The sequence below is a fragment of the Treponema sp. HNW genome (assembly GCF_050320395.1).
Classification (GTDB): Bacteria; Spirochaetota; Spirochaetia; order Treponematales; family Treponemataceae; genus Treponema_C.
Genome location: NZ_CP144459.1, coordinates 752,613 through 776,812 on the forward strand (window position 1 = coordinate 752,613; position 24,200 = coordinate 776,812).

Consider the following 24,200-nt stretch of genomic DNA (forward strand, 5'->3'; position numbering starts at 1 on the left):
ACCGAACTGTATCATAATGTGAAAAAGACCGGCTTACAATATCCCCCTTAATCGGTCTTTTTCGCCGTAATTTTTCTGAATAATTGAAACACTTCCGCATTCCCTTCTTTTAAGGTTCTGATATAGACGGTGTCATCGTAAAAATCGATTTCCATCCATAGCGCTTCCGTGTGCAAATGTTCCGCAGCCCGCCGGTATATATTAAGTTTCTTTTTTTGTCCTTTTTTGTCCGCGGGGTTTCCCGTGTTATCTGCGGCCGCCGGTTCCGTTAGGGGCATAAAGGATTGCAAAAAAAGATAGAGCCCCGCGGGGATTGTCGACCCGCCTGCGTTTGTTTCCGTTTTGACGCCGGTTACAGGTTTTGCCGATTCCGTAAGAGCATAACCTTCAAAGCGGGGCTTGATTAAAAACCGGGAAAGCCGCGGTTCCGGTTCCCTTGGGCCGACTGCGCAGGTATAGCGGTATAAAAAATTATTTTTATCGATTGAGTCGCTTGAAGCGTCCGAAGCGTAACACAAATCCTTGTATAAGGTTAAAACCCTTACCGTGTAGTTCAACATAAAAAACAGTATAGTACCCGAAAGATGTTTTGTACAGCCTCATTAAAAGAAAAAGCTGTCCGAAACCGGTGCTTTCGGACAGCCTTGTGCCTTACCGTTTTTTTCAGCCTGCGGTAATGGCAATGGTGCGGGCCTTTGCTTGGGCTCTGCGCGGTATGCTGATTGTCAAAAGGCCGTTTTTAAAGCCTGCCGAAACCTTTTCGCTGTCGATATCTTCGGGAAGGGTAAAGCTTCGCGAAAAGCTTTTGGAAACACGTTCTTTTATAAGCCATTCGCCGTCAAGTTTTTCTTCTTTTTTGTCCTCTTTTACCGAGCTGATCGAAAGGATGCGGTCTTTCAAATTGATTTCCACATCTTTTTCGCTCGAGCCGGGAAGTTCCATGTCGAGCAGGTATTCATCCTTGGTTTCGCGGACGTCTACGCGCGGCAGGCTGCACTTTGAAGAATTTTCCGTGCCGGAAAAGTTGCGGTCGATTACATCGAACAAGTCGGATGTAAATCTGGGGTTAAAAAAAGATAATGTGTTCATAGTATACCTCCTATGGTTTGTTGCTTTGTATGCCGGTTCCGCTCTCCGGCGGGGATATCCGAAGCCGTATCGGTGTTCGGATAATCCGTTTTCCGGTCTTCACTTATAGTATAGCAGGATACGTGCCAACTTTTTTTAATTTTATTTATTTTATTGTATTATAACGAATTACTTTTTTAGAGAAAAGACGGAATGGGTCTAAGACGCCGAAGTGAAGAAAAAAATGGAAAAAGAGGGGAAAAGAGGCTGTCTGTGTCAAAAAAATGCATTTCTACTGTTTCTTTTTGACCCGGTATCTTTTTTTTGAGGGGAAAATCGGGTATTTTATGCGGCCTGTTTTACTTTTTGTCGGCTTTATGGTATAATGGGTGTATGCTGAAAAGGGATTTTCCGTACGAAACCGTGAATACTTTTTTACGTACCTGCACAAAACCTTTTACTTCCAAAACGATACAGCGTTTACTGCGTGCCGAGGGTGAACGTGCGGCGCTTCGTGAGGTTTCCGATTTTCTTGACAGCCATCCTTCGGTGTTTCCGCTTTCCGACGGCAGCTATATTGCCCGGCCGGGGCTTTTTACCGATGCCTATTTCAGTATAAAACCCCGGCGTTTTGAAGTCGATTCCGGTATTTTGATTATCGGGCACCGCTGTATGCCCTTTGTCGATCCTGAAATGCTCCCCCATGAATTGAATTTTACGTTTGCGGGTATGCCCGTTCATAAAAAGTGTATTGAAATCGCTTCGGACGATGTATTGGATATGTACCGTCTTTTCGGTGAAGAATATGTGCCCCAGTTTCTCGGGCTTGACCCGGGAAACGAAGACCGGGATTTTGCCGAGAACGATTTTGAGATACCCAACCGCATTTTTCTTACCGTATGCGATATGAGGGCTTTGTACAAGCGCTTCGATTTTTCGTACGCAGACCGTTTGTCGGCGCGGCTTGTGAATTGGGATGAGGGTTTGATAGAACTTCGTCCGATTAAAGAAATGAGGTCAAATCTGTTTGAATCGACCGAAGAAAACGAGCTTCGCGAACGCTGGTATGATGTTTTGGAAACATGTCTGCTTTCGACAATCGAAGAATACGGCCCTTGTCACAGTATTGAAGAACAGCTTGTCTGTGCTTTTTTCGGCAATACGGATATTCTGTGTATTTCGGGCTGCGGTTCTTTGGACGAATATTTGATGCGCACAAAAAATGTCGTTTTTGCCGAATACGGAGTGGAAACCCGTCTGTGGAAAAAGGGCGAAGAATGCACCGCATCTTCGTGGCGCGACCGTTTTGAAAGCGGCATTGATGTGTCCGAAACGCTGTACGGAGAAATAGGTATTCCCCTTCCCGAATTTATGCTTGATGCCTATATCCTCGATTCCCTGTACCGCAGAGATAAGGGCGTCAGGGAAATATTTAAAAGAATCATTCCTTCTTCGTTTGTACTGGAGGAATGGCAGCTTAAAACTTTTTTATTGCATCTTGAAACCAAATATGTTATACTTTCCGAAAAATACAACAGATTTACGGATTTTAACAAGGGTGAGGTACGCAGCAGCGCTTTAAAACTGTATTCGGCCCTGGTAAAGCTTATTTGCGAACTTGATTCCTGCGGATTGCCTGCCGATTTTTTCCCGCAGCAGGATTTGGTTATCCTATCCCAGCTTTTTGCTCATACGGGGCATCTGGTTGAAGCTTTGTTGTATCAGGAGAATCTGTCCGATAAGGATTTAAGCGCGGCTTCCGCTTCCCTTGAAGGGATGACCTTCAGTTTTGAAGATATAGAAGAAATACTTGTTTCCGTTATGGAAAACAAAAAAAAGGATGCTTTTTCGATTGTAAAGTAATCCTTTATAGGAGTGAACATGAACATTTCGGGTTTGAATGCTGCCGCTCTTTCCGTGCGCAGCCTTGCGATGGACGCTATTCAAAAAGCGAATTCGGGGCACCCCGGTTTGCCCCTGGGCTGTGCCGAACTTGCCGCCGTGTTGTACGGCGAAATTATGAAGCATAATCCGGCCGATTCGCGCTGGGCCGACCGCGACCGTTTTATTTTATCGGCGGGCCACGGTTCCATGCTTGATTATGCGATTTTGCATTTAAGCGGCTACAAGGTTAAATTAAACGATATAAAAAAATTCCGCCGGCTTAAATCGGTGTGTGCCGGACATCCCGAGTACGGCGTTACCGACGGTGTTGAAGCGACAACCGGCCCCTTAGGGCAGGGTATTGCGATGGCTGTGGGTATGGCGCTGGCCGAAAGCATTTTGGCGGCAAAATTCAATACGCCTAAACACAAGATTGTGGATCACTATACATATACCCTTGTCGGCGAAGGCTGTCTTATGGAAGGAGTTTCTTCCGAAGCCTCGAGTTTTGCAGGCAGCATGAAGCTGGGAAAACTTATAGCGTTTTACGATAAAAATAAGATAACGATTGACGGTTCCACCGACGGCGTTTTTGCTGAAGATGTTGCCAAGCGCTACGAAGCTTACGGCTGGCAGGTATTGTCCGGTTCGATGTACGATATGGAAAATATTGCCCGTTTGGTTGCCGAAGCAAAACGCGACGAGAGACCCTCGCTTATTATTTTGGATTCGGTTATCGGAAAGGGTGCTCCTACCGTTGCGGGAAGCGCAAAGGCTCACGGAGCACCGCTGGGAGCGGAGGGTATTGCGGCTGCAAAAAAAGAGCTGGGCCTTCCCCTTGATAAAGAATTTTACGTTGCGCCCGAGGCATACGGCTATTTTGAATCGAAGCGTGAAAACTGGGCGAAAAAAGAAGCCGAATGGAAGGCTGTATTTGCCGAGTGGGCCGAAGAAAATCCGGAACTTGCAAAAGAATGGAAGCGCTTTTTTGCGGGCAAACCCGCTAAAAAGCCTTCAATGACCGCTTATAAGGCGGGAGACTCTTTGGCAACGCGCAATGCATCCGGTGCCGCCCTGCTTGATTTGAGCAAGGTGTATACAAACCTTGTCGGAGGTTCTGCGGACTTGCAGGGACCGAACTGTACAAAGTTGGCGGACACAAAGGCTTATTCGCCTTCTTCGCGCTCCGGGCGCTATATTCACTACGGGATACGCGAGTTTGCGATGGCGGCCATATCGAACGGTATCGCCCTCCACGGCGGCCTTATTCCCTTTTGCGCAACCTTTTTGGTGTTTGCCGACTATCTGCGCCCGGCTTTGCGTTTGTCCGCTTTAATGCGCAAAAACGTTATCTACGTATTAACCCACGATTCAATCTTTGTCGGCGAAGACGGCCCGACCCACCAACCCATAGAAACCCTTTCTTCTTTGCGCGTTATTCCGAATGTGCAGGTACTGCGCCCCGGCGATGCCGAAGAAACGGCCGAAGCGTGGAAGATGGCAGCCGCTTCAAAAGACACACCGGTTTGTATTGCTTTGAGCCGGCAAAATCTTCCCGTCTACGAAAAAGACGACCCCGATTGGCGTAATACTATGCTGTGCGGCGCTTACATTGTACAAAAAGGCGGGGCAAAACCCGACGTAACCGTTCTTGCAACCGGTTCCGAAGTTTCTCTTGCGCTTAAGGCGGCATCTCTGGTTAAGGGGAAAAAGGTGCGTGTCGTTTCGGTCATAGACCGCGAATTGTTCCGCCGCCAGCCTAAAGAAATAAAGGAAGCGATTACGGGTAAAAGCGCGCGCCGTATCGTTGCGGAAGCTGCAAGTCCGATGGGCTGGGAAGGTTTTGCTTCAAGCGAAGCGGACCTGTTTTGTTTAACGTCCTTCGGCGAATCGGCCCCCGGCGCAAAGGTTGCCGAACACTTCGGTTACACGGCCGAAAATTTGGCAAAGCTGATTGAAGGCTGAGGGCAGACGATCGGATAAAATGTCCGATTGTTAGCTTACAGTTTCGCTCAGGCATTTGTATGAGCGGAACTGTATTTATCTCCATTTTTATACAAAACACTAACAAAAACAAATTACTCAGATCATACCATATCCCTCGCCTTATTCGAATATTATCTTGTTTATAAAGCCATTCCACATCTTGATAAAAACAGTGTTTTTACTTGACATACATACTGTATGTATGTTACTATAAGGAAATAAAATATAGGAGAGTAATATGAAAATAAATAGTTTTTATCCGGTGGTTATGACAAAGGAAGTTAAAGCATGTGCAGATTTTTTTATAAAATATTTCGACTTTAATACAACTTTTGAAGCAGATTGGTATATCAGCCTGATTGATGAAAACAAAAACGAACTTGCCGTTTTGGATTATAGGCATGAAACTGTTCCAAAAGGTTTTGGATTGCCTCTTTCCGGGCTTTTGCTGAATGTTGAAGTAAATAATGTTGATGAAGTTTATGATATATTAAAAAAAGATTTAAAAGATAAAATTATCTTGGATATAAAGAGCGAGACATTCGGTCAAAGGCATTTTATTATTGAAGGTCCAAGTAAGATACTGGTGGATGTGATTCAAGTTATTCCGCATTCAGAAGAATATAGAGAAAATTATGAATAAAAATGAAATAGCTTCTTTTCAGACAAAAAATAAGATTCTGATGGTTGCAAAGCAAAAATTTATTGCAAAAGGTTATAACAATACATCTTTGCAAGAAATTGTTGAAGAAATAGGCTTAACAAGAGGAGCCTTTTATCATCACTTTAAAAATAAGGAAGAAATACTGTCTGAGCTTATTCGTATCATTCAAAACGAGCTTGCCGATTACGTAGAAAAGACTGCCATGCAAAGTACGGATCGATGGGAACAGCTTATTATCGGTTGTGTAGCCTTTGTAGAAAAAGCGATTGATAAAGATACTATAAAAATATTATTACTTGACGGTCCGTCGGTTCTTTCATGGCAAGAATGGAAAAGGATGGATACTGAAAATTCCGAATCCCGTTTAAAAGAGCTACTCCTTATTTTACAGGAAGAAGGAATAATTAAAAAAGTACATATTGACTATTTGACAAGTTTCATTTCCGGAGGATTAAACGAGCTGGCAATCAAACTGTCAAGGTCGCAATCCTTTGACATCGCGGAAATCGAGTCTTCAATCAGAATGATGTTGGAAGGAATAAGAAAATATGGCTAAAAAACTGAAAGACTACTATGATGTAGAATATGTGGAAACACTGGCGGATTTGATTGCAAAGCAAACCGAAAAACTCAACAAAAAAAGATTTTTCGAATTAACAAAGAATGCCATTGGACACTTAGAGTTTAATCAAAGACAAGAGCTGATCGCAAAAGGACTCTATAACTCGATTGACCTTGACTATGAAAATACTCTTTCGGTTTTTTATAAAATCTTAGGGCCGGAACTTACGGGCAACAGCGGAGCATTTTCTCAAGGATGGTGGTTATGGCCGATTGGGAAATATGTTGAACTCTATGGAGAAAACTACTTTGAAACCAGCATAAAATTCAGTAAAGAGCTTACAAAAAGGTTCACGTCGGAATATTGCATGAGACCCTTAATCAGGCAGTATCCGGAAAAAGCTTTAAGGATTTTATCGGATTGGAGTATTGATGGTAATGAAAGAGTGAGAAGGCTTTCAAGTGAATGTTTGAGAATCAGGCTTCCATGGGCTAAAAAACTATATACTGCTTTGGAGTATTTTGATATATATTTTAAAATACTGACAAATCTTAAAGATGACAAAGATACATATATCCGAAAAAGTGTCGCGAATAATCTCAATGATTTATATAAAGAAGATCAGGCAAAATTTTATATAATTCTTGAGGAGTGGAAAAAAGGAGCAGTGAGTAAAGAATGTGAGTGGATTATAAAACACGGCTCACGGAATGCAGGAAAAAATATACTTAGAGAGTAATATGTTATTCATGCGGTATTCTTTACTCGCAATAGATGTATCGAATAATGCTCCGGCGGCAGTGATTTGCCCGTCTTACCCTCTTTACGTTCTTTGCGGTTAAACTTCGGCAGTGACGGTTCAAACCCCCGCTTTTTGCTTTTTATCACGTACATAGCATACGGCGATAATCGCCAGTCCGCCTATAATCATCATAAGGCACAGAATTTGCCCCGTCGATAAATTAAACAAGGATTGGTTAAAATAAATCGGTGCGTCGGGTTTTGCGCTTATGCGGTATCCTATGTCGGCATCCGGTTCGCGGAAATACTCTATAACAAAGCGTACCAGTCCGTAGCCTGCCGTATACACACCGGACAACAAACCGCGGAAGGGCTTTTTTTTGCTTAAAAAGCGTAACAGGGCAAATAGTACAATACCTTCAAAAAAAGCCTCGTATAATTGACTCGGATGCCGCGGCAGGTTCACCAAAAGGGTTCCGGGGGCTGTACTTATTCCGGTTTGTTCGACTATCCTTTGTACCCAATCTATCGAAAGCGAAAACCGCGGCGCGCCCGGAAAAATCATGCCCCACGGAACGGTCGTAATACGTCCGTACAATTCGGCATTAAAAAAGTTTCCGAGCCTGCCGAAGGTATAGCCGAGCGGAATGGAAACGACCATAGCGTCTATCCACTGCCAATAGGAGCGCTTGTTTTTGGCGCACCATACAATCATCCCTATAAGTCCTCCGATAAAACCGCCGTGATACGACATTCCCGCCAAGCCCGTAAAAGTGCCGTTTTTATCGAAGGGCCAAAAAATAAGCCAGGGTTCTTTCCGATACATGCCGCTTTGATCGTATACGAGGGTGGAAAAGATCCGTGCCCCCAAAAGCAAGCCGATAATACCGAAGGTAAAAAAGCCGAAAATATCGTCTTCGGTTGCTTTGTGTTCGGGAGAATCGAGCATCCCTTCTTTTTGCAGCGACATGAATACGCGGATTGCCGTGGCAAAGGCGAAAATATACATTAAGCCGTACCAGCGTATCATGCCCAAAAGGGGAACGCCGGGGAAAATTTCGGGATGAATCCATGAAGGATAATTCAATGCTAAAAACATATGCGTATACAAGGCTTTTTGCAGCCTCGGTTTTACCTTCCTTTTGCGTTTAAAATTAGAGTTTAAATCCCTGTGCGTGGGCTTTTACAATCTTCGATTTTAAAAGCGTATTTTCTTTTCGCAGCTGGGTAATTTCGTATTGCTGGGCCTTTATCGTATCTGCAAGTTCTCCGGTTGTTAGGGCGCCGCTTCCGATAAGGTCTTCTACATAAGATATTTTGGCTTCGTAGTCTTCTTCGGCTTCCGAGCCTACCAATTCAAAGCTGTCGGCAGGCAGCCCCGTATCGTCAAAGTTCAAGTCTTCAGACTGCATAATTTTATCCGCAATACGGTATATGGATTGCGAAAGTATGGACTGCGGTTTGTATACGGTTATAGGCAGACGCGAGGCAAGAGCGACATCCTGCATCGGATCGCGGTACACAACGCCCAAGTAGTCAAGCGTTAAGCCTAAATATTCGGTACATGAGCGGCGTATTTTCATTGCCCGCTCGGCGTCTTTGGGGTCTTCAATCATATTCATAACCAAACGCGGTTTGAATTTTTGAATCCGCTTTATAAAAACTTCCGCACTTTTAGGATCGATGCGTATAATATTTTCCGTCAATTTGGGAATATACAATCTTTGAAGCGATGCGGGATCCGACCTGAGCTTTTCAAGGTATTCGTATGCCTTTGAGGTTTTCTTAAAGGAATTGTACATAAGGCGGAACAGAACATTCTTTAAAAACAAATAGCCGTTCAGTGTTGCCGTAACCGCGGGGGCCGTTACCAAAATACCCTGAGGCGAAAGTAAAAACATATCGAGGATTGTTAAATGGGTGCCCGCTCCCAAATCCAAAATAAGATAATCGGTTTCTATCTTTTGGAATTTTTTTATCAACATATTTTTTTGCGAAAGGGGCAGGGCGGTGAGTCCCGGAATTTCCGAATCGCCTGCTATAAACCGTACGTTTTTGTATCCTGACGGAGTGATGATGTCTTCAAACTCAGATGTACCCGATAAAAAAGTCCCCAAGCCTTTTTTCGGCGCCTGTTGACCGATTGCCAAATGGAGGTTTGAAGCACCCAAATCAAGGTCGGCAAGGATAACGTCTTTGCCCGCTTTTCCGAGGGTAACGGCGAGATTTGCCGATAAAAGACTTTTGCCTACGCCGCCCTTTCCGCTTGCAATAGGAATTATTTGCATAGTTCACCTTCCGTTTGTTCATGTGCCTTATAATTTTTTATTATAAGCAGCACCGACAGTATAACATCAATTGCAAAAAAAGGCATCATATATATAAGCGTTTTAAATAAATATATGCCGTGTACCGGAAAATCCGCAGGTCTTTGTACAAAAAGCCGGTAAATAAAAAATATAAAACCGGCGGTACCGGCGGTTTTTATAATTCCGTAGAGTTCCGCCGCAAAAGCGGCATACGAGTTGTTTTTATGCATGGCATAGAGGAGAAAAAAGGGCAGCGTCAAAAGCGGCAGTGACAGGTACCAGGAAAGGGGAAGTTTCGTATCGGAATATTCGGCTTGAACGGCAAGAACAAAACAAAGGCGGAGAATTTCATATACCGAAAGTGCTCCCAAGAGCGGAATTTTCTTTTTCATTGATTTCCCTGTAACTGCGTTTATTATACCCGAATCCGTCATAACACGCAACCGATTTGACGCATAAAATAAAAGATTTATCGACACTGCAGCTTGGTTTATTCAAAGTTTTTTATTCAAGGCGGAACTTCACTTTTTTGCCGCCTTGCTTTATACTGGCCCAATGGATATATCCGATGTCGTTATCGTATTGTGCAAGCCGAACGAAGCAAAAAATATCGGTTCCGTATGCCGTGCCATGTTTACCATGGGCTTAAAGCGTTTGCGGATTGTAGGTAAAAGGCGTGATTATAATGATGAGGAAATACGGACCCTTGCCGTTCATGCGTTTCATATTTGGGAAAATGCCGATTTTTTCGATACCCTGCCGCCGGCACTTGAAGACTGCGTATGTGCTGCGGGCACAACCCGAAGAAGCGGTCATAAACGCGGCTTTTTAATTTCCGAACCGCGTGAACTGAGTTCCCGGATTTTTTCCCTGCCTGACGGTTCTCTTGCCGCAGTCGTATTCGGAAACGAGCGTACCGGTCTTACGGATAATGAATTAAACGCCTGTACTTTTGCCGTAACGATTCCCGCGGAGCCGAAGGCGGGGTCAATCAATTTATCTCATGCGGTTCAAATTATAGCCTATGAATTATATCGGGGGGCTCGGCCTCTATGCCCCTCTGCCGTTTCGCCGCCCGTTCCTCTTTCGCGCCTGCATACAACGGCCGATCGGATTATCGGTAATTTACAAAAAATAGGTTTTTTTTCGCTCGGCAATCCCGACGAAATGAAGCGCTTTTGGCTTTCGGTTTTATCCCGCTCAGCCGTCTGTGAAAAAGATGTTTTATACATTGAAAAAATATTTCATAAAGCCGCCTGTTTGAGTTTAAAGAACAAAGCGGATAGCTGATTCCGATATAAGGCCGTTTTGTGTCTCATAAAAGGCGCGGCATATACAGCTTTGCAGTTCGCGTATATTTCCCGGCCACAGGTGGCTTTCCAATTTTTTTTCGGCCCTATCCGAAAAAATTTTGACGGTATTGTGAGTACGGCACAGGTTTTCCAAAAAACTGCGGGCAAGGGGCAGAATATCTTCGGTCCGCTCCGCAAGGGAGGGGATATGTATTTCTATACCCGTAATGCGGTAATACAAATCTTTACGGAATTCTCCGCTTTCTTTCCATGCATTAAGCGGACTGTTTGTTGCGCAGATAATGCGTATATCTACTTTTTTATGGTCGCAGTCTCCGACCCTTCTGATTTCTCCGGTTTCCAATGCACGTAAAAGTTTAGCCTGCATACCCAAGCTTATGCAGCCGATTTCATCCAAAAAAAGAGTACCGCCTTCGGCTTTTTCAAATAAGCCCATGCGTGTAACGGCTCCCGTATATGCTCCCGCCTTCGTACCGAACAGTTCCGCCTCCATCAGCGTTTCCTGTACGGCCGCGATGTTTTCTTCCACAAAGGGGAGGGCTTTTCGGTTTGATAAATCGTGAATCAGGCGGGCCGCCCGGCTTTTTCCGGTTCCCGTTTCTCCGAGTAAAAGCACGGGCATTGAGTTTCCCGCTGCAAGTAAAATCTGTTTTTTTAAACCGGTGAAGGCACTCGATATGCCGATAAAATCCTTAAAAGCATTATCGTCCGAAACGGATAAACCGCAGGGACTGTGCAAAGGCGATAAGGGATTGCCGTCTTTTATCGTATAGTACCGTATATACGAAAACATATATGAGCGGCTGCACGGCAGTATAATAATATCCGCAGCCCCGGCTTTTAACATGTGTGCGGCGGCTCCCGCATTTTTTTCGCAGGCCAGTACAAGAACGGGCAGGTGTGCGGAAAACCGGAACACATTGCGTACCGTTTTAAGATCGCCCTTGTCAAACACCGAAAAGTCAAAAAGGATGAGCGAAAAATCGAAGGGCGTATCCTTATCCGTGCAGGGGAATGCCGGTATACAGTCTACGGCAAAGATATCCTGTGCAAACGACGAACAAAAATCCCTGATTTTTTTATCATCGCTTATGAGTAGAATCTTAATCATTTCCGACAACCGCCGGAGAGACTATGCTTTGGAGTGGAGTCTATCCCATATTAATACTATTATATACCATATAAACGGAAATACAAGGAAAATTTTTAAAGGATTTAAAGCTATTTCATGCCAAATTTCATGTCCCGCATTAAAAACATCGTCGGAAACCCGCTTTTTACGCTTTGAAAAAATTGAAAGGGCGTCCTTATAATATACAAAGATACTTGATCCGAAGCTGTTACGCCTCATATAGGGCCAGGTAACACCGGAGGGAATGCCGTCTGCAAGAAGCACCATTGAAGGATTGGACTTGAAAATCGCCTCAAGTATGTCTTTTTCCGTTTCTTTGGAAAAATACCCGGTGTATCGTCCGACAATGTGCAGCCCCGGAAAGGTTGCATGCAGATTGCGTTCGGATTCAATCAAAGAGCTTTTGTGTCCGCCTAAAAGATAGAGGGACTTATAACGTGTTTCCAGAATCGTAAAAAATAAAATAAGGGCCGAAAAAGGATTATAGCGCAGGGGTTTTGTTTTTTTGAGAAAAACCGCTCCGTTTATAATACTTTTAGATACGGGTAAAATCAGCGAGGCGTTTTCCAGGCAGAGTTTATATTCGCTGTTGCGCATAGCCTTTAAAAGATTCCATACGGATAAAAAAACGATTTGCTTTGTTCCCGATGTAGCCAATAGCTCAAACAATGCCTGTTCCATGTGCTCCGGACGGATTATATCGACCGGGACACCCCCTATTCTTATTCGTTCGATTTCCATGCCTTATACTCCGTTACGGCGCTTTGTATTGCGGCAAATCCGTAAAGGGCCGCCGTTTCCGCCCGTAATATATTCGTTTTAAAATGTATCGGCACAAAGCCGTTTTGTTCCAACAGGTTTCTTTCGTTTCGGCTTATACCGCCTTCACAGCCTGCAGCAAAGGCGGTATAAGCGAAGGGAATGCCGCCTGCGTCTTTTTTTTCCTCTTTCACGGCCGCAATATGTCGGATATGGCTGAATATGCTTTTTTGCCCTTCTTCGCGTTCGCATAAAATAAAGGCGGCGGCGGCCGTATTTTCCGTCGTTTTTTTCCAGAGTGCGGCGGCTTCTTTTGCCGAAAGAACATCCGTTATCTTCGTTTCAACGGGGGAGCCGCTTTGCTGTCGGGCTTCGCGGATAATGCGCTGCCAGCGCTCGATACGGGGCGTGTACGGAGGAGAGTATTCTCCGCGTATGGCGACAATACGGCTTATGCCGCACTCGGCTGCCTGCCGAACGATTAAATCGGCTTTTGGTGCCTTAGGTAAAAACTGAAAAAGCCAAAACTCCGGGCCCGCAGGAGGAAAAAGGGGCATATCGGCGGTGCAGGGGCTGCCGATGTTTTCTCTTGCAGGAAGCTTTTCGGCTTTAAGGACGTTTTCCGTTTTATCGGTACACAATTTCATTTGAATCAAAGAGCCGCCGGGTAAACGTACATCTATAGAAGACCCCTCCGATAAGCGCAAAACGCGCGACAGATAGCGGAACTCTTTGGCGCTTAAAGCTATTGCGCCTTCGGAATCGGGCATGCGGGAACAGACAAATTGGCGCATTGTGCCGTCAGCGTCCTTTTTTACCGGATTTACCGGCTTGTCCGTCCGCGGCGGAGACTTTTTGTTCGTCGCTCATTGATGCCTGCAATTCTTTTAAAGTTTTTGCCGATTTTACCATAGTTTCGAAATTCGATGAGGCTGCAATATCCAAGGCCGCTTGAAGTTGGACGTCAAAGTCCAAATCGTATAATTCGGCAGGTTTTGTGCGGTTTACTTCCAGCTTAATCAGCCGGCGTAAAAGCCGCAATTCCAAATTATAAGCAGACTGCAAAGTGTGTGCATAGGAGGCAATCTCGGATGCGCTCATATTCGGATTTGAGGCTACGTACTTGGATATCGCTTCATCCGTAATAAGGGATGCATAGGCTTTTTCTTCGGCTTCCGTTAAAACCGGTAAGGCAATTTCCCTGTCGGGGGGAATACCGATTTTATCTATATTGGAATCTGACGGCGTATAATAGCGCGCCATTGTCAGCTTTATGCCGTCCTGATTGGGCAGGGGAACTACCTGCTGAACCGAGCCCTTGCCGTAGGTACGCTCTCCTACAAGATAGGCCAGGTGATAATCTTTTAAAGCTCCCGCCAGAATTTCGGACGCACTGGCCGAACCCTTGTTGATCAAAACGACTATGGGAATATTTTTAGGCATAACCGTTGCCTTGGGTTTTGCCCTGTACACCGAATTTTCGAACATAAGGCGGCTTTTTGTACTGACAATCACTCCCGTATCGATAAATTTATCCGCAACGTCGGCAACGCTTGATATAAGACCGCCGGGGTTATTGCGCAGGTCTATAATCAGAGAGGTAAAATCGGCTTTTTTAAAAGAATCCAACGCTTCCTGTACCCTGTCCGGGGTTTTCGGGGTAAATTCTATAATGCGCAGATACCCGGTTTTTTGTTTTCCGCGGTTAATCATACCGTATTTTACCGTCGGAACCTCAATGATCGCCCTTATCAAAGATACCGGAAATTCCCCCGTTTTCCCGCGCCGAATGATAAGATTCACCGAGGTACCTTTCGGGCCGCGCAAGATTTTAAGCACTTCTTCCATTGTGATGTCGGCGGTAGAAGTTCCGTCTATGCTTAAAATCAAGTCGCCCGCCTGTATGCCGGCTCTCCAGCCGGGTGTATCTTCTATCGGTGAAACCACTTCCACATAGGCCGGTTTATCCGCACTTGTTTCCGCCGGTTTGGTAATGGAAAGCCCTACACCGCCGAAGTCGCCCGTTGTCGTGTCGTTTAAATCGCGCATTTGAGCCGTTCCCAAATAGGCGGTATAGGGGTCTTCAAATGCATCCATCATGCCCTTGAGAGCACCTTCGTATAAAATTTTCGGGTCCACCTCATCGACATAGTTTTCCAGGACAAAGGTGTAGACACTGTTTAAAAGCTCAATATATTGACGCGAATGAACTTCTTTTTCCGCTTGCGAGCCTTTTGAACTTTTTGCACTTTGTGCAAAGGCTGAAGGCAGGGATAATATGCAAAAAGCAAAACAAAGGGTTAAAAGCGCCGTTAAAACGGGGCGTACAAAGACGGAAGTTTTTTCGTTTTTCATATACTTATTGTACGGTGCACAGAAATTTTGTCAAGGGAAAATTCCGCGAAAAGGAGCGGGCAAACGATACCTTGTTATGCGTATGAGGGTATACCGGTAAAATCTGTTACCTTTTCAGGTCCCGTATGTTTATATAAATCGTATGGAAAGTATTGCGGGTAAAACGGCTGCGATAATCGGCGGGAGCGGGGGTATAGGTTCATGCCTTTGTACCGCCCTTGCCGATTGCGGTACGAATCTTATAATACACGGCGGCTGCGAGTCCGAGCGTTTTAATACCCTCGCCGAAACGTTGGCAAAAAAAGTATCGGTACAAAAACGGGTACACCGCTTTGAAAACGGCTTATGCCGTGATTTTACATCCACTTTACTTTACAAAGACATACAAGCTGCCGATATTATATGTGTGAGCTTCGGTCCCTTTGTGCAAAAACCTTTGGAGGATACCGATGCAGCCGACTGGGAACGTGCGGTTTTAAATTATACGCTGCCGGGCCTGGTTGTCAGTGCGGCCCTCCCGTCGATGATAAAGCGTTTATGGGGACGTTTTTTATTTTTCGGCGGAACAAGAACCGACCGTATAAACGCCTTCCGTACGAATGCGGCTTATGCGGGTGCCAAAACGGCTTTGTCTTCTTTGGTGCGCTCAACGGCCCTTACCTATGCCGCCTACGGTATTACCTGCAATGCGGTCTTACCCGGCTTTACGGAAACGGACTACATAGCGCATGAGAAACGACAAAGGCTTGCGGCTAAGATGCCTCAAAAGAGGCTTGTCAAAGCGGAGGAAATTGCGGATGCGGCGGTTTTTTTATTAACCCGCCCGATGCTGAACGGTGTTTTACTGCCCGTAGACGGAGGCTGGTCGCCCGAGTTTCAGTAAAAATATTGGAATTTATATTTGACATAGGTTATAATAAAGTGTACAATATAAAGAAAATAGTTATTTTTGACTATTGTAAGGAAAAAGGTAATGGACATAAATAATAACTTAATTCCCGGTTTTAACGATGAAAAAGACGACAGCTTAAAAATCTCCCTTAAGAAGGTCGATCAGGTTGACGGGGGAATTATTTTGTATTTAAATGGCTATATTGATACTTATAATTCCAGTTTTTTTCAAAAACGGGTAGCAAAGGTTGTAGACGCCGGATATAAGAATTTGATATTCAACTGCGCCGCGCTTAACTACGTTTCTTCTACGGGAATCGGTTCCTTTACCGCTTTTTTAAAAATGGTAAAACCCTCCGGCGGCGATATAGTTTTATTGGAAATTCAGGCAAAGGTTTACGAAGTTTTTCAATTATTGGGGTTTGCCCAATTTTTTAATATTAAAGATTCGGCCGAAGAAGCAATCGCTTTTTTTAAACAGGAAGTGGTTCCTTCAACCGGTATTTTCCCAAAAATATTTACCTGCCCCGTGTGCTCTAAAAAATTAAAAGCCCCGCGTTCCGGACGCTTCCGCTGCTCGGAATGTAAAACCATTTTGGCGGTAGACTCCAACGGACAGGTTTTTCTGGGTTAATCCTGACCGGCGGGGGTGTTCATATGCATTCCCGCTTGTGTAAAACCTGTGTATAAACAGTTGATGGAATCTTCTTGGTTTTTATTTTCTTAAATTAAAATGAATTAGCTGAGTTTTATTACGTTTTTTCTTATCTTTATTTCTAATTCATTGCTTTATAAGTAATTATATTTTTATGTTTTTCCGGTTTTTTGCAGGCTTTCCGCATTTTGCGGTTTTTTTGTATTTGTATGCATGGTAAATAAATAATTCCCTGTGCAAAACCTGTTTATAATATTATCCGGGCTCGGAGCCGAAAACTCCTTAATTTTACCCTTGCATTGATTGTATATCCGTGATATTCTGGTTATAGTGAAAGATTCGGTTTTACTTATTTATATATATATATGCGTACTGCTTGCGCTTTCCGTATTGATTGCCTCAATGCTGATTTTATATCCGGAGGCTCCCGCTGCCGGACTGTATGAGGATGCCTTTACGCGTATTGCCGATATATTTTTATATTCCCTGTTTTCACTTTTGCCTCTGACAAGCATAGGAGCTTTGCTGGCCGTTATCTTTACGGTTATAAAGCGCGGATATTCATCTCTGCTTGATTTTTTGGTTTTTATTTTTTTATGCTCCGTTGTATGGCTTTTGATTATTCCTTTTTGCTTTCTCTACCAACCTGCCGAATATGTCGCATTTTGGTTTAATAAGGGTGCTTCTTCACCGGCCGCCCGATTTTTTAAAAGCGGTTTTTTCAGTACCCGGCTGCAGGATTACGAGGCTCTCTATTTTAATCCTCCCGCATTGATAAAGGACACCGTTTCGAGTTTGTTTTTTCTTTCCGACGTAATCCGTGAGACGGTGGATAAGGGACGCAAAGCCTATTTATTATTGGCTTCGGTGGGCTTTGCCTTAGCCTCGGTGTACGGGTTTTATTCCTTTTCCTATTGGAAACTGATGAATGCGGTGTTGGTTATTGTATTTTGGGCAGGCATATGTATATTGAATATCTATATGTATTCGCAGTCGTTTAGGACCTACGCTTCTTCAATATGGGTTCCGCTTATTGTCAACCTTACTTTGGGTGCGATATTGTGGGTTCCCGCAATCCGAAAAGCGGCAGTGCAGGCAAAGCGGGCACGGGAGGACTGATATGAAAACATCCGTCCGTATCGCTATTCTGATGCCGGTTTATGCGCTCTTTGCATTCGGATTTTTTATTGCAAAAGCGTTTTTTATAAAAAACGTGTCCTTTCTTTTTCCCGAAGACGTATTTTATTGGCGTTTTATTACGGGACTGTATGAATTTTTATATTGGCTTCCCGCAATTCTTGCATCGGTCGGCTGTATAGGTTTTTCATGGTCTTTCGGAAAGGATACGGGAAAAAACCTTGAGCGTTTTTCTCCCGTTCAATTAAAAAATTTTCGTGCCGTCCTTGTTGCGGCGGGTGTTTCGGTTGTGCTGTGCTTTGCCGCGGTTGAAATATTGATTCCGCTTATTTCCGCATCTAAAAAGCGTTTGGAAAACCGGGTTCAGGATTATACCTGGTATATAGGCCACGCACAATCGGCTTATGCCGAAGGAAACGCATCGGCCGCCGTTTTTTATGCCGAAAACGCTCTTGCCCTGCAGCCTGCCAACGCCGAGGCTAAAAGACTGCGCGATGCGGCCCAGCGGCTTTCGGCATCGGGAGGGTATATTCCTGCGGAAACGGTTTCCGCCGTTCCTTCGGATTTATTAAAAGCCGATAATACCCCCTATTCGGCGCTTATTTTGCTTAAAAAGGCACAGGCGGCTTTTGATTCAAAGGATTATTTTAACGCTCACTATTATGCATGGTGGGCCTATAAACTTGCCGGCGACAACGATGCAAACAGTGCCGAAATGCAGCGTCTTGCAACGGATTCATGGAATACTATCGCGCGCAATTCCGGTTTTGAAACGGATGAGAATGCACAAATCTTTCGGAAAAAGCGTGAAGGCTACTCGGCTCTTATGGAAGGCGATGTGTTACATGCCTATTATATTTTTCTTGATCTGTATGAAATAAGCGATTTTGATCCGGATATCGTGCGTTTTTACCGTTTATCCACGGAAGCCCTCTTGCAGCAATATTTTTTTATCGATGAAGTGCAAAACCTCGCTTTTTTTGAAAAATTTAAAAATATTTCATTTAAGATAAAACGTCCCGACGGAGGTTTCGATGCCGTTCGTATCGGCGGGGTAACAACTATCGCTCATACCGACAGCCTTGTAAAATATTTACGCAATTATTCTTCGGTCTCTTACGATGCTTCGGGTACTCTGATCGGCGCAATGTCCGTTCCCTATGTAAAACTTATTGCACAAAAGGCGGGCTCCTTCGGTTCCGATTTCGGTTCGCTTACCGGAATTAAAGACGCCGAAACCTTTATTCCCAGACTCCTCTGTACATCCGTTGACAGAAAAACCCGCGGAATTGTAATTTCTCCCGTATATTCGGAAGCTCATGAAGAGCATACAATACGGGACAGCGTGCGTGTATTGCCGATGAGCTTAAAAGATTTCGACTTGGTATGCAGTGCGTCTTCCGAAGGTCCGCTATATATGAATTTGGCGTCTCTGTTCCGTTTTGTTCCCCTTGCCGACGATTACGGCTTTCCGGTCAGAATCTATCAGGCTTTTTTATTGCAGCGTTTTGCCCGGCCCTTTTTGCTGTTTGCCCTGTTTATTCTCTTAGCCCTTATTGCCTGGGACCTTAAACTCGAATCTTCTCAGGTATTTCGTTTTGTGTGGATATTCAGTTTTCCCGTATTTACCGCGGTTGTTATGTTTTGTATCGAATTCCTGCGCTATTTGATTATTTTGCTTTCGTACGGCTTGGCGTCTTTTTCATTATACGCAGAGCTGTTGACCGCACTGATTTTACTGTTTGCCGCTATTGTAATACTTTCCCTGCGGTTTTTATCTCTATACGAAAAAAAATATCAATAAACCCGGAATAAAAATGCCGGGAAAGCGGTTCGAAATCCGCTTTCCGTTCGCTTAGCGGTCTATACGCTCTATTTGCGCGCCCAAACTTTTAAGGCGTTCGGTTAAATGCTCATAGCCGCGCTCAACCTGATACACGTTGCGTATAATGCTGTTTCCGCGCGCGCACAGGGCCGCTATAACGATAGCCATTCCCGCACGGACGTCGGGAGAAGAAAGCTCTTCATCTCCGTGCAGCACACAGGGCCCGGACACAACCGCACGGTGCGGGTCGCACAGGGTAATGCGCGCACCCATACCGATGAGCTTATCGACAAAAAACATGCGCGATTCGAACATCTTTTCGTGAATAAGCACGGTTCCCTTTACCTGCGTTGCGACAACCGTCATAATGCTCGTTAAATCGGGCGGAAACCCCGGCCAGGGCGCATCGTCTATTTTGGGAATCATACCGCCCAAATCGGTATTTATCTGCATTTCCTGAGCCGCCGGTACGCGCAAAATATCGCCGTCCGTTTCCCAGTGGATGCCCAATTTACCGAACGAAAGCTTTATGGGGCGCAAATCGCAGCCTTGAACGCCTTCGATTTCTATACTGCCCTTTGTCGCGGCGGCCAAACCGATAAAAGAGCCTATTTCCATAAAATCGGCCCCGATGCGGAACTCGCAGCCTTTCAGCTCTTTTACGCCCTCTATCGTTAAAATATTGGAACCGACGCCGCTTATCTTTGCGCCCATAGCATTAAGCATACGGCACAAATCCTGCACGTGAGGTTCGCAGGCGGCATTCGTAATAATTGTTTTACCCTTTGCAAGGGCTGCCGCCATAAGTGCGTTTTCGGTTGCGGTAACCGAAGCTTCATCCAAAAACAAATCGGTTCCTGCAAGCTTATTTGCCGTAAAGGTAAAGCGGCCGTCTATGTTTACGCGCGCGCCCAGTTCGGTAAGGGCCAAAAAGTGCGTATCCAGCCGTCTGCGTCCTATAACGTCTCCGCCGGGAGGCGGCATAACCGCCTTGCCGCAGCGGGCGAGGAGGGGGCCTGCAAAGAGGATTGACGCGCGTATTTTTTTTGACAGTTCCGGCGGAATGTCGTTTTGTTTTATGTCCTTTGCATGAATTGTCCACGAGTTTTTACCTGCGGACTTTACCGAGGCTCCCAAAGCTTTAAGGATTTCGAGCATAACGCCCGTGTCGGCAATGTCGGGAATATTGTGCAGCGTTACCGGTTCGCTTGTTAAAATACTTGCCGCAATGCAGGGCAGGGCGGCATTTTTATTGCCGCTTACCTTAATCGTCCCCTTTATGGGAAAGCCGCCTTCGATGTGATATTCGCTCATCGTTTTTTGCTCCACAAATCAATCAATTCGCCGATTATGCCCACGGCATAGCTCATTTGATTTAAGGACGCCCATTCGCGTCTTGAATGGAAGTTGTGCCCGCCGTTAAAGATATTGGGCGTGGGAATTCCCATTTCGGTTAAGCGCGAACCGTCGGTACCTCCGCGGATGGGCTTGGTTATCGGGTTTATGCCGAGGTTTGCGGCCGCCTGAACGAGGGTTTTCATAACTTCGGGGTGCTCATCCATTTTTGCCTTCATATTCACGTATTGCTTGGTATGCTTAACCTTTACGGACGAGCCGGGGAATTTATGCTCCATTGCCTTTGCCAAAACGCTCACCGTTTTTTTGCGCCGCTCCATCGCTTCGTCGGTATAATCGCGCAAAAACAGCACAACTTCGGCTTTTTCGATGCGGCCTTCTATGCTCATGGGAGCGTAAAAGCCCAAATAGCCGTCGGTCGCTTCGGGGCTTTCGTTTTGGGGCAAAAGGTTTACAAAGGCGGCGGCCATCGTAACCGCATTTACCATGTCGGGGCGCGCGGTTCCCGTATGCTTGGATTTACCCGTAAAAACGATTTCGCTTTTCCACGCGGTAAAACATTCGCATTCAAGTTCTCCTATGTGGCCGCCGTCAATCGTATAGCATTGTTTTGACTGAATCCAATCGAGGGGAACCTTGTCCATACCGTGCCCCGTTTCTTCGTCCGGGCTGAATATCACTTCAATTTGTCCGTGCGGTTTTTTATCGATGTTCAATAAAAAGTCGAGGGCGGTCATAATGGAAGCGATACCGGCTTTGTCATCGGCGCCCAAAAGCGTGGTGCCGTCGGTACATATAAGGGTTTCTCCGATAGACTTTACAAGGTCGGCATCTTCTGCCGGGTCGAGCATAACGCCGTCTTTAAGTTTTATAACGGAACCGTCGTAGTTTTTTATCACCTGCGGCTTGACGTCTTTTCCCGATACTTCTCCTGCGGTATCCATATGGGCCAAAAAGCCGACGGAGGGGACTTTTTCATATCCCTTTGAAGCAGGAATACGCGCACATACATAGGCGTGTTTATCGACAAAAACGTCGTTGATACCGAGTGCTTTCAATTCGTTTTCGAGGCTGTATGCAAAGTCTCTTTGGCGTTCGGTTGAAGGAATGATACCCTTATCGGCTTTTTCATCGTCGCTTGTTGTCCATATTTGTACATAGCGTAAAAACCGCTCCAAAAGCGGCCGGGCAAATTTATCGTTACAGTGTTTCATGCCTACAGCATACGATATTTTCGCTTGGGGTGCAAGGTACCTTATAAGCAAGCCGTATTGTCTAAAAAATCGGTTGGTTTTTAGACAATACGGTTACTTCGGGGTTATTCTTTATACAGGGCGCGTACCCTCTCTTTGAATTGATTGCCGCGGTCGAATTCGTTTGTAAACAGCTCAAAGCTGGCTGCACCCGGCGATAATACAACCTTGTCGCCTTTTTCAAGGTGAGATTTCATATCGTGTAAAAGATTGTTAAAACCTGCGTAGGGACCGTAGTATTTTAATCCGCGTTCATTGAGCAGCTTTATAAGGATATCGGTTCCGGAGCCTCCGAGCAAGTACAGGCTTTTTGCCCGGGAAGCGCTTTCGGCAAGGGGAAGAAAATTGAGTTTTTTATTTGTACCGCCGCAAATAAGTACGGGGGGGCGGTTGAACGCATCTACGGCAGCTGCGGCGGATTCGGGAACCGTTGAAGCACTGTCATTGTAAAATTCAACGCCGTTTGCTTCATAAAAAAATTCCATACGGTGTGCTATGCCGCTGTAACCGTCCATTACTGTGGCGATTTTTTTTGCCGGTACTCCGTAAATAAGCAGGGCGAGAGCCGCATTTAAAACATTTTGTTTCAGCTTTATATCGGGTACACGGGCTTTGTGCGATAAAACTTTTATTTCGTCTAAGGGGTAGCCCTGCAGGAGGGTATTTGAGGACGTTTTTCCGTTTTTTGGGGAGGCAATACGGCAATAGCCGTTTCCGTCTTCCGAAAAAAAAGCGCCCTCAATGCCTCCCGGAAGAGGCTTTTCATCGTATCGAAAAATATGTGCACGGCTTTTTCTTGCAAAGCTGTTGCCCCATTTATCGCCGTAACTGCAGATAAGGCTGTCCTGTTCGGTCATATGTTTGTATAAGATTTTTTTATCGGAAACGTATTTTTCCATTGTACCGTACCAATTCAGATGATCCGGTATAATAGGCGTAATAATGCCTATGTCGGGCTTAAAAAATTTTACCGATTTTAAATCGGCAAGCTGCCAGCTTGAAAGTTCCAGTACAACCGGAGTATCGGCCCGTGTTTTTTCTATGAAGGTGAGAGGGCTTACGGTTATGTTGCCGCCCAAAAACGAGGTGTAGCCCAAGGTTTGCAATCCGTAATGAACGGCGCTTGCCGTTGAAGATTTTCCCTTACTGCCCGTTACCGCAATCAAAGGAGACTGCGAAATTGAAAGAAAGACGGAAATATCGGTTTCTACGCGTTTTGCCGCTTCCAAATAGATATTGCCTTCCCGTTTAACGCCGGGATTTTTTATAACCAGATCGGCGGTCTTAAAATCTTTCGTGCGGTGTTCTCCGAGCACAAAGTCTATATTTGAAAAGTGCTTCAGTTGATTTATCGACGGTGCAAGAACTTCGGCATTTTTTAAATCGGTAACCGTTACTTTTGCGCCCTGCCGGGCAAAAAAGGCGGCAGAGGCAAGGCCTCCGCCGTTCAGTCCCAAACCCATAACGGTTACCCGTAGGTCTTTCATATTTTCGAAAAAGTGCATAAAGCAGTATATCAAAAATGAAAGCGCCTGAAAAGTGCATTAGGGCTTTTAATTAATTTTTAAAATCTGACGGTTAAGCCCGCTTTAACATTTAAGCTGTTTGCAAGGGAGTTTTTTATTTTTCCCGATTCGCTGTTTTGATCATAGCTGTATGAATTCCCTCCGACCTTAAATTCTTTTTTTGCAGATACGGGGAGAAAATACACCGTATCGGCAATACCGGCATAGATGCCTAAATGCTTGGTAAGATAAAAACTTGCAAGTACGTTTACACCGGCACCGAACATAAAATCGAGTTTAACATACTCAATTTTTTTCGAGAGTATTTCCATTTCTTTTTTTGCGTACATTGTGTTTAAGCCTGCACCGCCTCCTATAAAGAGGGTAAAAGGGCTTTTCTTAAAAAAGGTATAACCCAAACCCAGCTGGCTGTCGAAGATAATTGCCGAGTTTGCCAAATCCTTTGCATTGCTTTTTATAATGTCCGAGTGGGTTTTGGCGGGGAAGGCCATTTGAATCATACCGTATAAAAATTTCCCGCGTACATCGAGGGCAAAACCTGCGGCGTTGTTTTTTTCATCTTTAAAGCTGTTAAAGGAGTCTCCGACGATACCTTGCACTTCGGAGGGCAAACTTCCTCCTTCCATCTTTGTTTTTACAAGATAATTTGTAAAAGCAGGTCCGATTGAAATTGCAGTCTCCGCAAAAACAAGGACTGCGGATAAGAGCAGGGCGGCGGATGCGATAAAAAGAGTTTTGTGTTTCATAGAAACCTCCTGATTTGGATATAAGAGGCGGACCGTAA

General features: G+C 45.0%; 23 protein-coding genes. 10 read left to right on the forward strand and 13 right to left on the reverse strand.

The annotated features are described in order from the left end of the window. Positions 1 to 47 precede the first annotated feature (47 nt). Together V1L52_RS03455 and V1L52_RS03460 are read right to left on the reverse strand one after the other, a co-directional pair. Positions 48 to 560, reverse strand: coding sequence for a hypothetical protein (locus V1L52_RS03455; RefSeq protein WP_428770910.1), 513 nt, complete (start codon positions 558 to 560; stop codon positions 48 to 50). 103 nt (positions 561 to 663) lie between these two features. Further along, positions 664 to 1,089, reverse strand: coding sequence for an Hsp20/alpha crystallin family protein (locus V1L52_RS03460; RefSeq protein WP_428770911.1), 426 nt, complete (start codon positions 1,087 to 1,089; stop codon positions 664 to 666). Between the two features lie 372 nt (positions 1,090 to 1,461). Between V1L52_RS03460 and V1L52_RS03465 the strand changes: the two genes are divergently transcribed. The 5 genes from V1L52_RS03465 (at position 1,462) to V1L52_RS03485 (ending at position 6,903) form a co-directional block, all read left to right on the forward strand. Beyond that, positions 1,462 to 2,931 carry a hypothetical protein gene (locus V1L52_RS03465; RefSeq protein WP_428770912.1) on the forward strand — a complete coding sequence of 490 codons (1,470 nt, stop codon included), beginning with the start codon at positions 1,462 to 1,464 and terminating at the stop codon, positions 2,929 to 2,931. Between the two features lie 18 nt (positions 2,932 to 2,949). Then, positions 2,950 to 4,917 carry a transketolase gene (gene tkt, locus V1L52_RS03470; protein ID WP_428770913.1) on the forward strand — a complete coding sequence of 656 codons (1,968 nt, stop codon included), beginning with the start codon at positions 2,950 to 2,952 and terminating at the stop codon, positions 4,915 to 4,917. Positions 4,918 to 5,176: 259 nt separating this feature from the next. Continuing rightward, positions 5,177 to 5,581 carry a hypothetical protein gene (locus V1L52_RS03475; protein ID WP_428770914.1) on the forward strand — a complete coding sequence of 135 codons (405 nt, stop codon included), beginning with the start codon at positions 5,177 to 5,179 and terminating at the stop codon, positions 5,579 to 5,581. After that, a complete protein-coding gene (locus V1L52_RS03480; RefSeq protein WP_428770915.1) occupies positions 5,574 to 6,158 on the forward strand; it encodes a TetR/AcrR family transcriptional regulator in 585 nt (194 codons plus the stop codon). The genes V1L52_RS03475 and V1L52_RS03480 overlap by 8 nt, the downstream gene beginning before the upstream one ends. Further along, complete coding sequence (locus tag V1L52_RS03485; protein ID WP_428770916.1) at positions 6,151 to 6,903, forward strand: DNA alkylation repair protein; 753 nt, start codon at positions 6,151 to 6,153, stop codon at positions 6,901 to 6,903. Before V1L52_RS03480 ends, V1L52_RS03485 begins: the two co-directional genes overlap by 8 nt. Before the next feature lie 120 nt (positions 6,904 to 7,023). On the opposite strand, the gene lgt is transcribed toward V1L52_RS03485, so the two are convergent. Genes lgt through V1L52_RS03500 form a run of 3 tightly spaced genes read right to left on the reverse strand, consistent with a single transcriptional unit; the run spans position 7,024 to position 9,606 of the window. Further along, positions 7,024 to 8,004: a prolipoprotein diacylglyceryl transferase gene (gene lgt / locus V1L52_RS03490; RefSeq protein ID WP_428770917.1), complete on the reverse strand. Its 981-nt coding sequence runs from the start codon at positions 8,002 to 8,004 to the stop codon at positions 7,024 to 7,026. Positions 8,005 to 8,059: 55 nt separating this feature from the next. Continuing rightward, positions 8,060 to 9,193 carry a P-loop NTPase gene (locus V1L52_RS03495; RefSeq protein ID WP_428770918.1) on the reverse strand — a complete coding sequence of 378 codons (1,134 nt, stop codon included), beginning with the start codon at positions 9,191 to 9,193 and terminating at the stop codon, positions 8,060 to 8,062. Beyond that, the gene (locus tag V1L52_RS03500; protein WP_428770919.1) at positions 9,184 to 9,606 is read right to left on the reverse strand and encodes a hypothetical protein; all 423 of its coding nucleotides are present in this window, start codon (positions 9,604 to 9,606) and stop codon (positions 9,184 to 9,186) included. The genes V1L52_RS03495 and V1L52_RS03500 overlap by 10 nt, the downstream gene beginning before the upstream one ends. 163 nt (positions 9,607 to 9,769) lie before the next feature. Between V1L52_RS03500 and V1L52_RS03505 the strand changes: the two genes are divergently transcribed. Next, complete coding sequence (locus V1L52_RS03505) at positions 9,770 to 10,504, forward strand: RNA methyltransferase (RefSeq protein ID WP_428770920.1); 735 nt, start codon at positions 9,770 to 9,772, stop codon at positions 10,502 to 10,504. On the opposite strand, the gene V1L52_RS03510 is transcribed toward V1L52_RS03505, so the two are convergent. The 4 genes from V1L52_RS03510 to V1L52_RS03525 are packed head-to-tail and all read right to left on the reverse strand — an operon-like array spanning position 10,481 to position 14,773. Next, positions 10,481 to 11,638: a sigma 54-interacting transcriptional regulator gene (locus V1L52_RS03510; RefSeq protein WP_428770921.1), complete on the reverse strand. Its 1,158-nt coding sequence runs from the start codon at positions 11,636 to 11,638 to the stop codon at positions 10,481 to 10,483. The two genes, V1L52_RS03505 and V1L52_RS03510, sit on opposite strands and share 24 nt — an antisense overlap. A 21-nt stretch (positions 11,639 to 11,659) precedes the next feature. Continuing rightward, a complete protein-coding gene (locus V1L52_RS03515; RefSeq protein ID WP_428770922.1) occupies positions 11,660 to 12,400 on the reverse strand; it encodes a WecB/TagA/CpsF family glycosyltransferase in 741 nt (246 codons plus the stop codon). After that, positions 12,382 to 13,212, reverse strand: a complete 831-nt coding sequence (locus V1L52_RS03520) for an RsmE family RNA methyltransferase (RefSeq protein ID WP_428770923.1) — start codon at positions 13,210 to 13,212, stop codon at positions 12,382 to 12,384. The genes V1L52_RS03515 and V1L52_RS03520 overlap by 19 nt, the downstream gene beginning before the upstream one ends. 7 nt (positions 13,213 to 13,219) lie before the next feature. Continuing rightward, positions 13,220 to 14,773 (reverse strand): S41 family peptidase, encoded by a 1,554-nt coding sequence (locus V1L52_RS03525; RefSeq protein ID WP_428770924.1) that lies wholly within the window; start codon positions 14,771 to 14,773, stop codon positions 13,220 to 13,222. A gap of 142 nt (positions 14,774 to 14,915) precedes the next feature. On the opposite strand from V1L52_RS03525, the gene V1L52_RS03530 reads away from it, so the two are divergent. From V1L52_RS03530 to V1L52_RS03545, 4 genes are all read left to right on the forward strand, one after another. Then, positions 14,916 to 15,656 carry an SDR family NAD(P)-dependent oxidoreductase gene (locus V1L52_RS03530; protein WP_428770925.1) on the forward strand — a complete coding sequence of 247 codons (741 nt, stop codon included), beginning with the start codon at positions 14,916 to 14,918 and terminating at the stop codon, positions 15,654 to 15,656. 90 nt (positions 15,657 to 15,746) lie between these two features. Continuing rightward, complete coding sequence (locus tag V1L52_RS03535; protein ID WP_428770926.1) at positions 15,747 to 16,298, forward strand: STAS domain-containing protein; 552 nt, start codon at positions 15,747 to 15,749, stop codon at positions 16,296 to 16,298. 351 nt (positions 16,299 to 16,649) lie between these two features. Beyond that, positions 16,650 to 17,438, forward strand: coding sequence for a hypothetical protein (locus V1L52_RS03540; protein ID WP_428770927.1), 789 nt, complete (start codon positions 16,650 to 16,652; stop codon positions 17,436 to 17,438). A gap of 1 nt (position 17,439) precedes the next feature. After that, positions 17,440 to 19,260, forward strand: coding sequence for a tetratricopeptide repeat protein (locus V1L52_RS03545; RefSeq protein ID WP_428770928.1), 1,821 nt, complete (start codon positions 17,440 to 17,442; stop codon positions 19,258 to 19,260). A 51-nt stretch (positions 19,261 to 19,311) separates the two neighbouring features. Here the strand turns inward: V1L52_RS03545 and murA are convergent, their stop codons facing one another. The 4 genes from murA to V1L52_RS03565 form a co-directional block, all read right to left on the reverse strand. Next, the gene (gene murA, locus V1L52_RS03550) at positions 19,312 to 20,595 is read right to left on the reverse strand and encodes a UDP-N-acetylglucosamine 1-carboxyvinyltransferase (RefSeq protein ID WP_428770929.1); all 1,284 of its coding nucleotides are present in this window, start codon (positions 20,593 to 20,595) and stop codon (positions 19,312 to 19,314) included. Further along, positions 20,592 to 21,851 carry a peptidase T gene (pepT, locus tag V1L52_RS03555; RefSeq protein WP_428770930.1) on the reverse strand — a complete coding sequence of 420 codons (1,260 nt, stop codon included), beginning with the start codon at positions 21,849 to 21,851 and terminating at the stop codon, positions 20,592 to 20,594. Before pepT ends, murA begins: the two co-directional genes overlap by 4 nt. A 104-nt stretch (positions 21,852 to 21,955) precedes the next feature. Further along, positions 21,956 to 23,395, reverse strand: coding sequence for a UDP-N-acetylmuramoyl-L-alanine--D-glutamate ligase (murD, locus tag V1L52_RS03560; protein WP_428770931.1), 1,440 nt, complete (start codon positions 23,393 to 23,395; stop codon positions 21,956 to 21,958). Between the two features lie 59 nt (positions 23,396 to 23,454). Then, positions 23,455 to 24,162 (reverse strand): DUF2715 domain-containing protein, encoded by a 708-nt coding sequence (locus tag V1L52_RS03565; RefSeq protein WP_428770932.1) that lies wholly within the window; start codon positions 24,160 to 24,162, stop codon positions 23,455 to 23,457. Positions 24,163 to 24,200 lie beyond the last annotated feature (38 nt).

Bases quoted from the DNA above. Each gene is read 5' to 3' on its own strand.
- V1L52_RS03455 (WP_428770910.1), bottom strand. From the start codon at position 560: ATGTTGAACTACACGGTAAGGGTTTTAACCTTATACAAGGATTTGTGT.
- V1L52_RS03520 (WP_428770923.1), bottom strand. From the start codon at position 13,212: ATGCGCCAATTTGTCTGTTCCCGCATGCCCGATTCCGAAGGCGCAATA.
- V1L52_RS03530 (WP_428770925.1), top strand. From the start codon at position 14,916: ATGGAAAGTATTGCGGGTAAAACGGCTGCGATAATCGGCGGGAGCGGG.
- V1L52_RS03480 (WP_428770915.1), top strand. From the start codon at position 5,574: ATGAATAAAAATGAAATAGCTTCTTTTCAGACAAAAAATAAGATTCTG.
- V1L52_RS03510 (WP_428770921.1), bottom strand. From the start codon at position 11,638: ATGATTAAGATTCTACTCATAAGCGATGATAAAAAAATCAGGGATTTT.
- V1L52_RS03460 (WP_428770911.1), bottom strand. From the start codon at position 1,089: ATGAACACATTATCTTTTTTTAACCCCAGATTTACATCCGACTTGTTC.
- pepT (WP_428770930.1), bottom strand. From the start codon at position 21,851: ATGAAACACTGTAACGATAAATTTGCCCGGCCGCTTTTGGAGCGGTTT.
- V1L52_RS03545 (WP_428770928.1), top strand. From the start codon at position 17,440: ATGAAAACATCCGTCCGTATCGCTATTCTGATGCCGGTTTATGCGCTC.
- V1L52_RS03475 (WP_428770914.1), top strand. From the start codon at position 5,177: ATGAAAATAAATAGTTTTTATCCGGTGGTTATGACAAAGGAAGTTAAA.
- V1L52_RS03495 (WP_428770918.1), bottom strand. From the start codon at position 9,193: ATGCAAATAATTCCTATTGCAAGCGGAAAGGGCGGCGTAGGCAAAAGT.
- lgt (WP_428770917.1), bottom strand. From the start codon at position 8,004: ATGTTTTTAGCATTGAATTATCCTTCATGGATTCATCCCGAAATTTTC.
- tkt (WP_428770913.1), top strand. From the start codon at position 2,950: ATGAACATTTCGGGTTTGAATGCTGCCGCTCTTTCCGTGCGCAGCCTT.
- V1L52_RS03535 (WP_428770926.1), top strand. From the start codon at position 15,747: ATGGACATAAATAATAACTTAATTCCCGGTTTTAACGATGAAAAAGAC.
- V1L52_RS03465 (WP_428770912.1), top strand. From the start codon at position 1,462: ATGCTGAAAAGGGATTTTCCGTACGAAACCGTGAATACTTTTTTACGT.
- V1L52_RS03500 (WP_428770919.1), bottom strand. From the start codon at position 9,606: ATGAAAAAGAAAATTCCGCTCTTGGGAGCACTTTCGGTATATGAAATT.
- V1L52_RS03515 (WP_428770922.1), bottom strand. From the start codon at position 12,400: ATGGAAATCGAACGAATAAGAATAGGGGGTGTCCCGGTCGATATAATC.
- V1L52_RS03565 (WP_428770932.1), bottom strand. From the start codon at position 24,162: ATGAAACACAAAACTCTTTTTATCGCATCCGCCGCCCTGCTCTTATCC.
- V1L52_RS03525 (WP_428770924.1), bottom strand. From the start codon at position 14,773: ATGAAAAACGAAAAAACTTCCGTCTTTGTACGCCCCGTTTTAACGGCG.
- V1L52_RS03505 (WP_428770920.1), top strand. From the start codon at position 9,770: ATGGATATATCCGATGTCGTTATCGTATTGTGCAAGCCGAACGAAGCA.
- V1L52_RS03485 (WP_428770916.1), top strand. From the start codon at position 6,151: ATGGCTAAAAAACTGAAAGACTACTATGATGTAGAATATGTGGAAACA.
- murA (WP_428770929.1), bottom strand. From the start codon at position 20,595: ATGAGCGAATATCACATCGAAGGCGGCTTTCCCATAAAGGGGACGATT.
- murD (WP_428770931.1), bottom strand. From the start codon at position 23,395: ATGCACTTTTTCGAAAATATGAAAGACCTACGGGTAACCGTTATGGGT.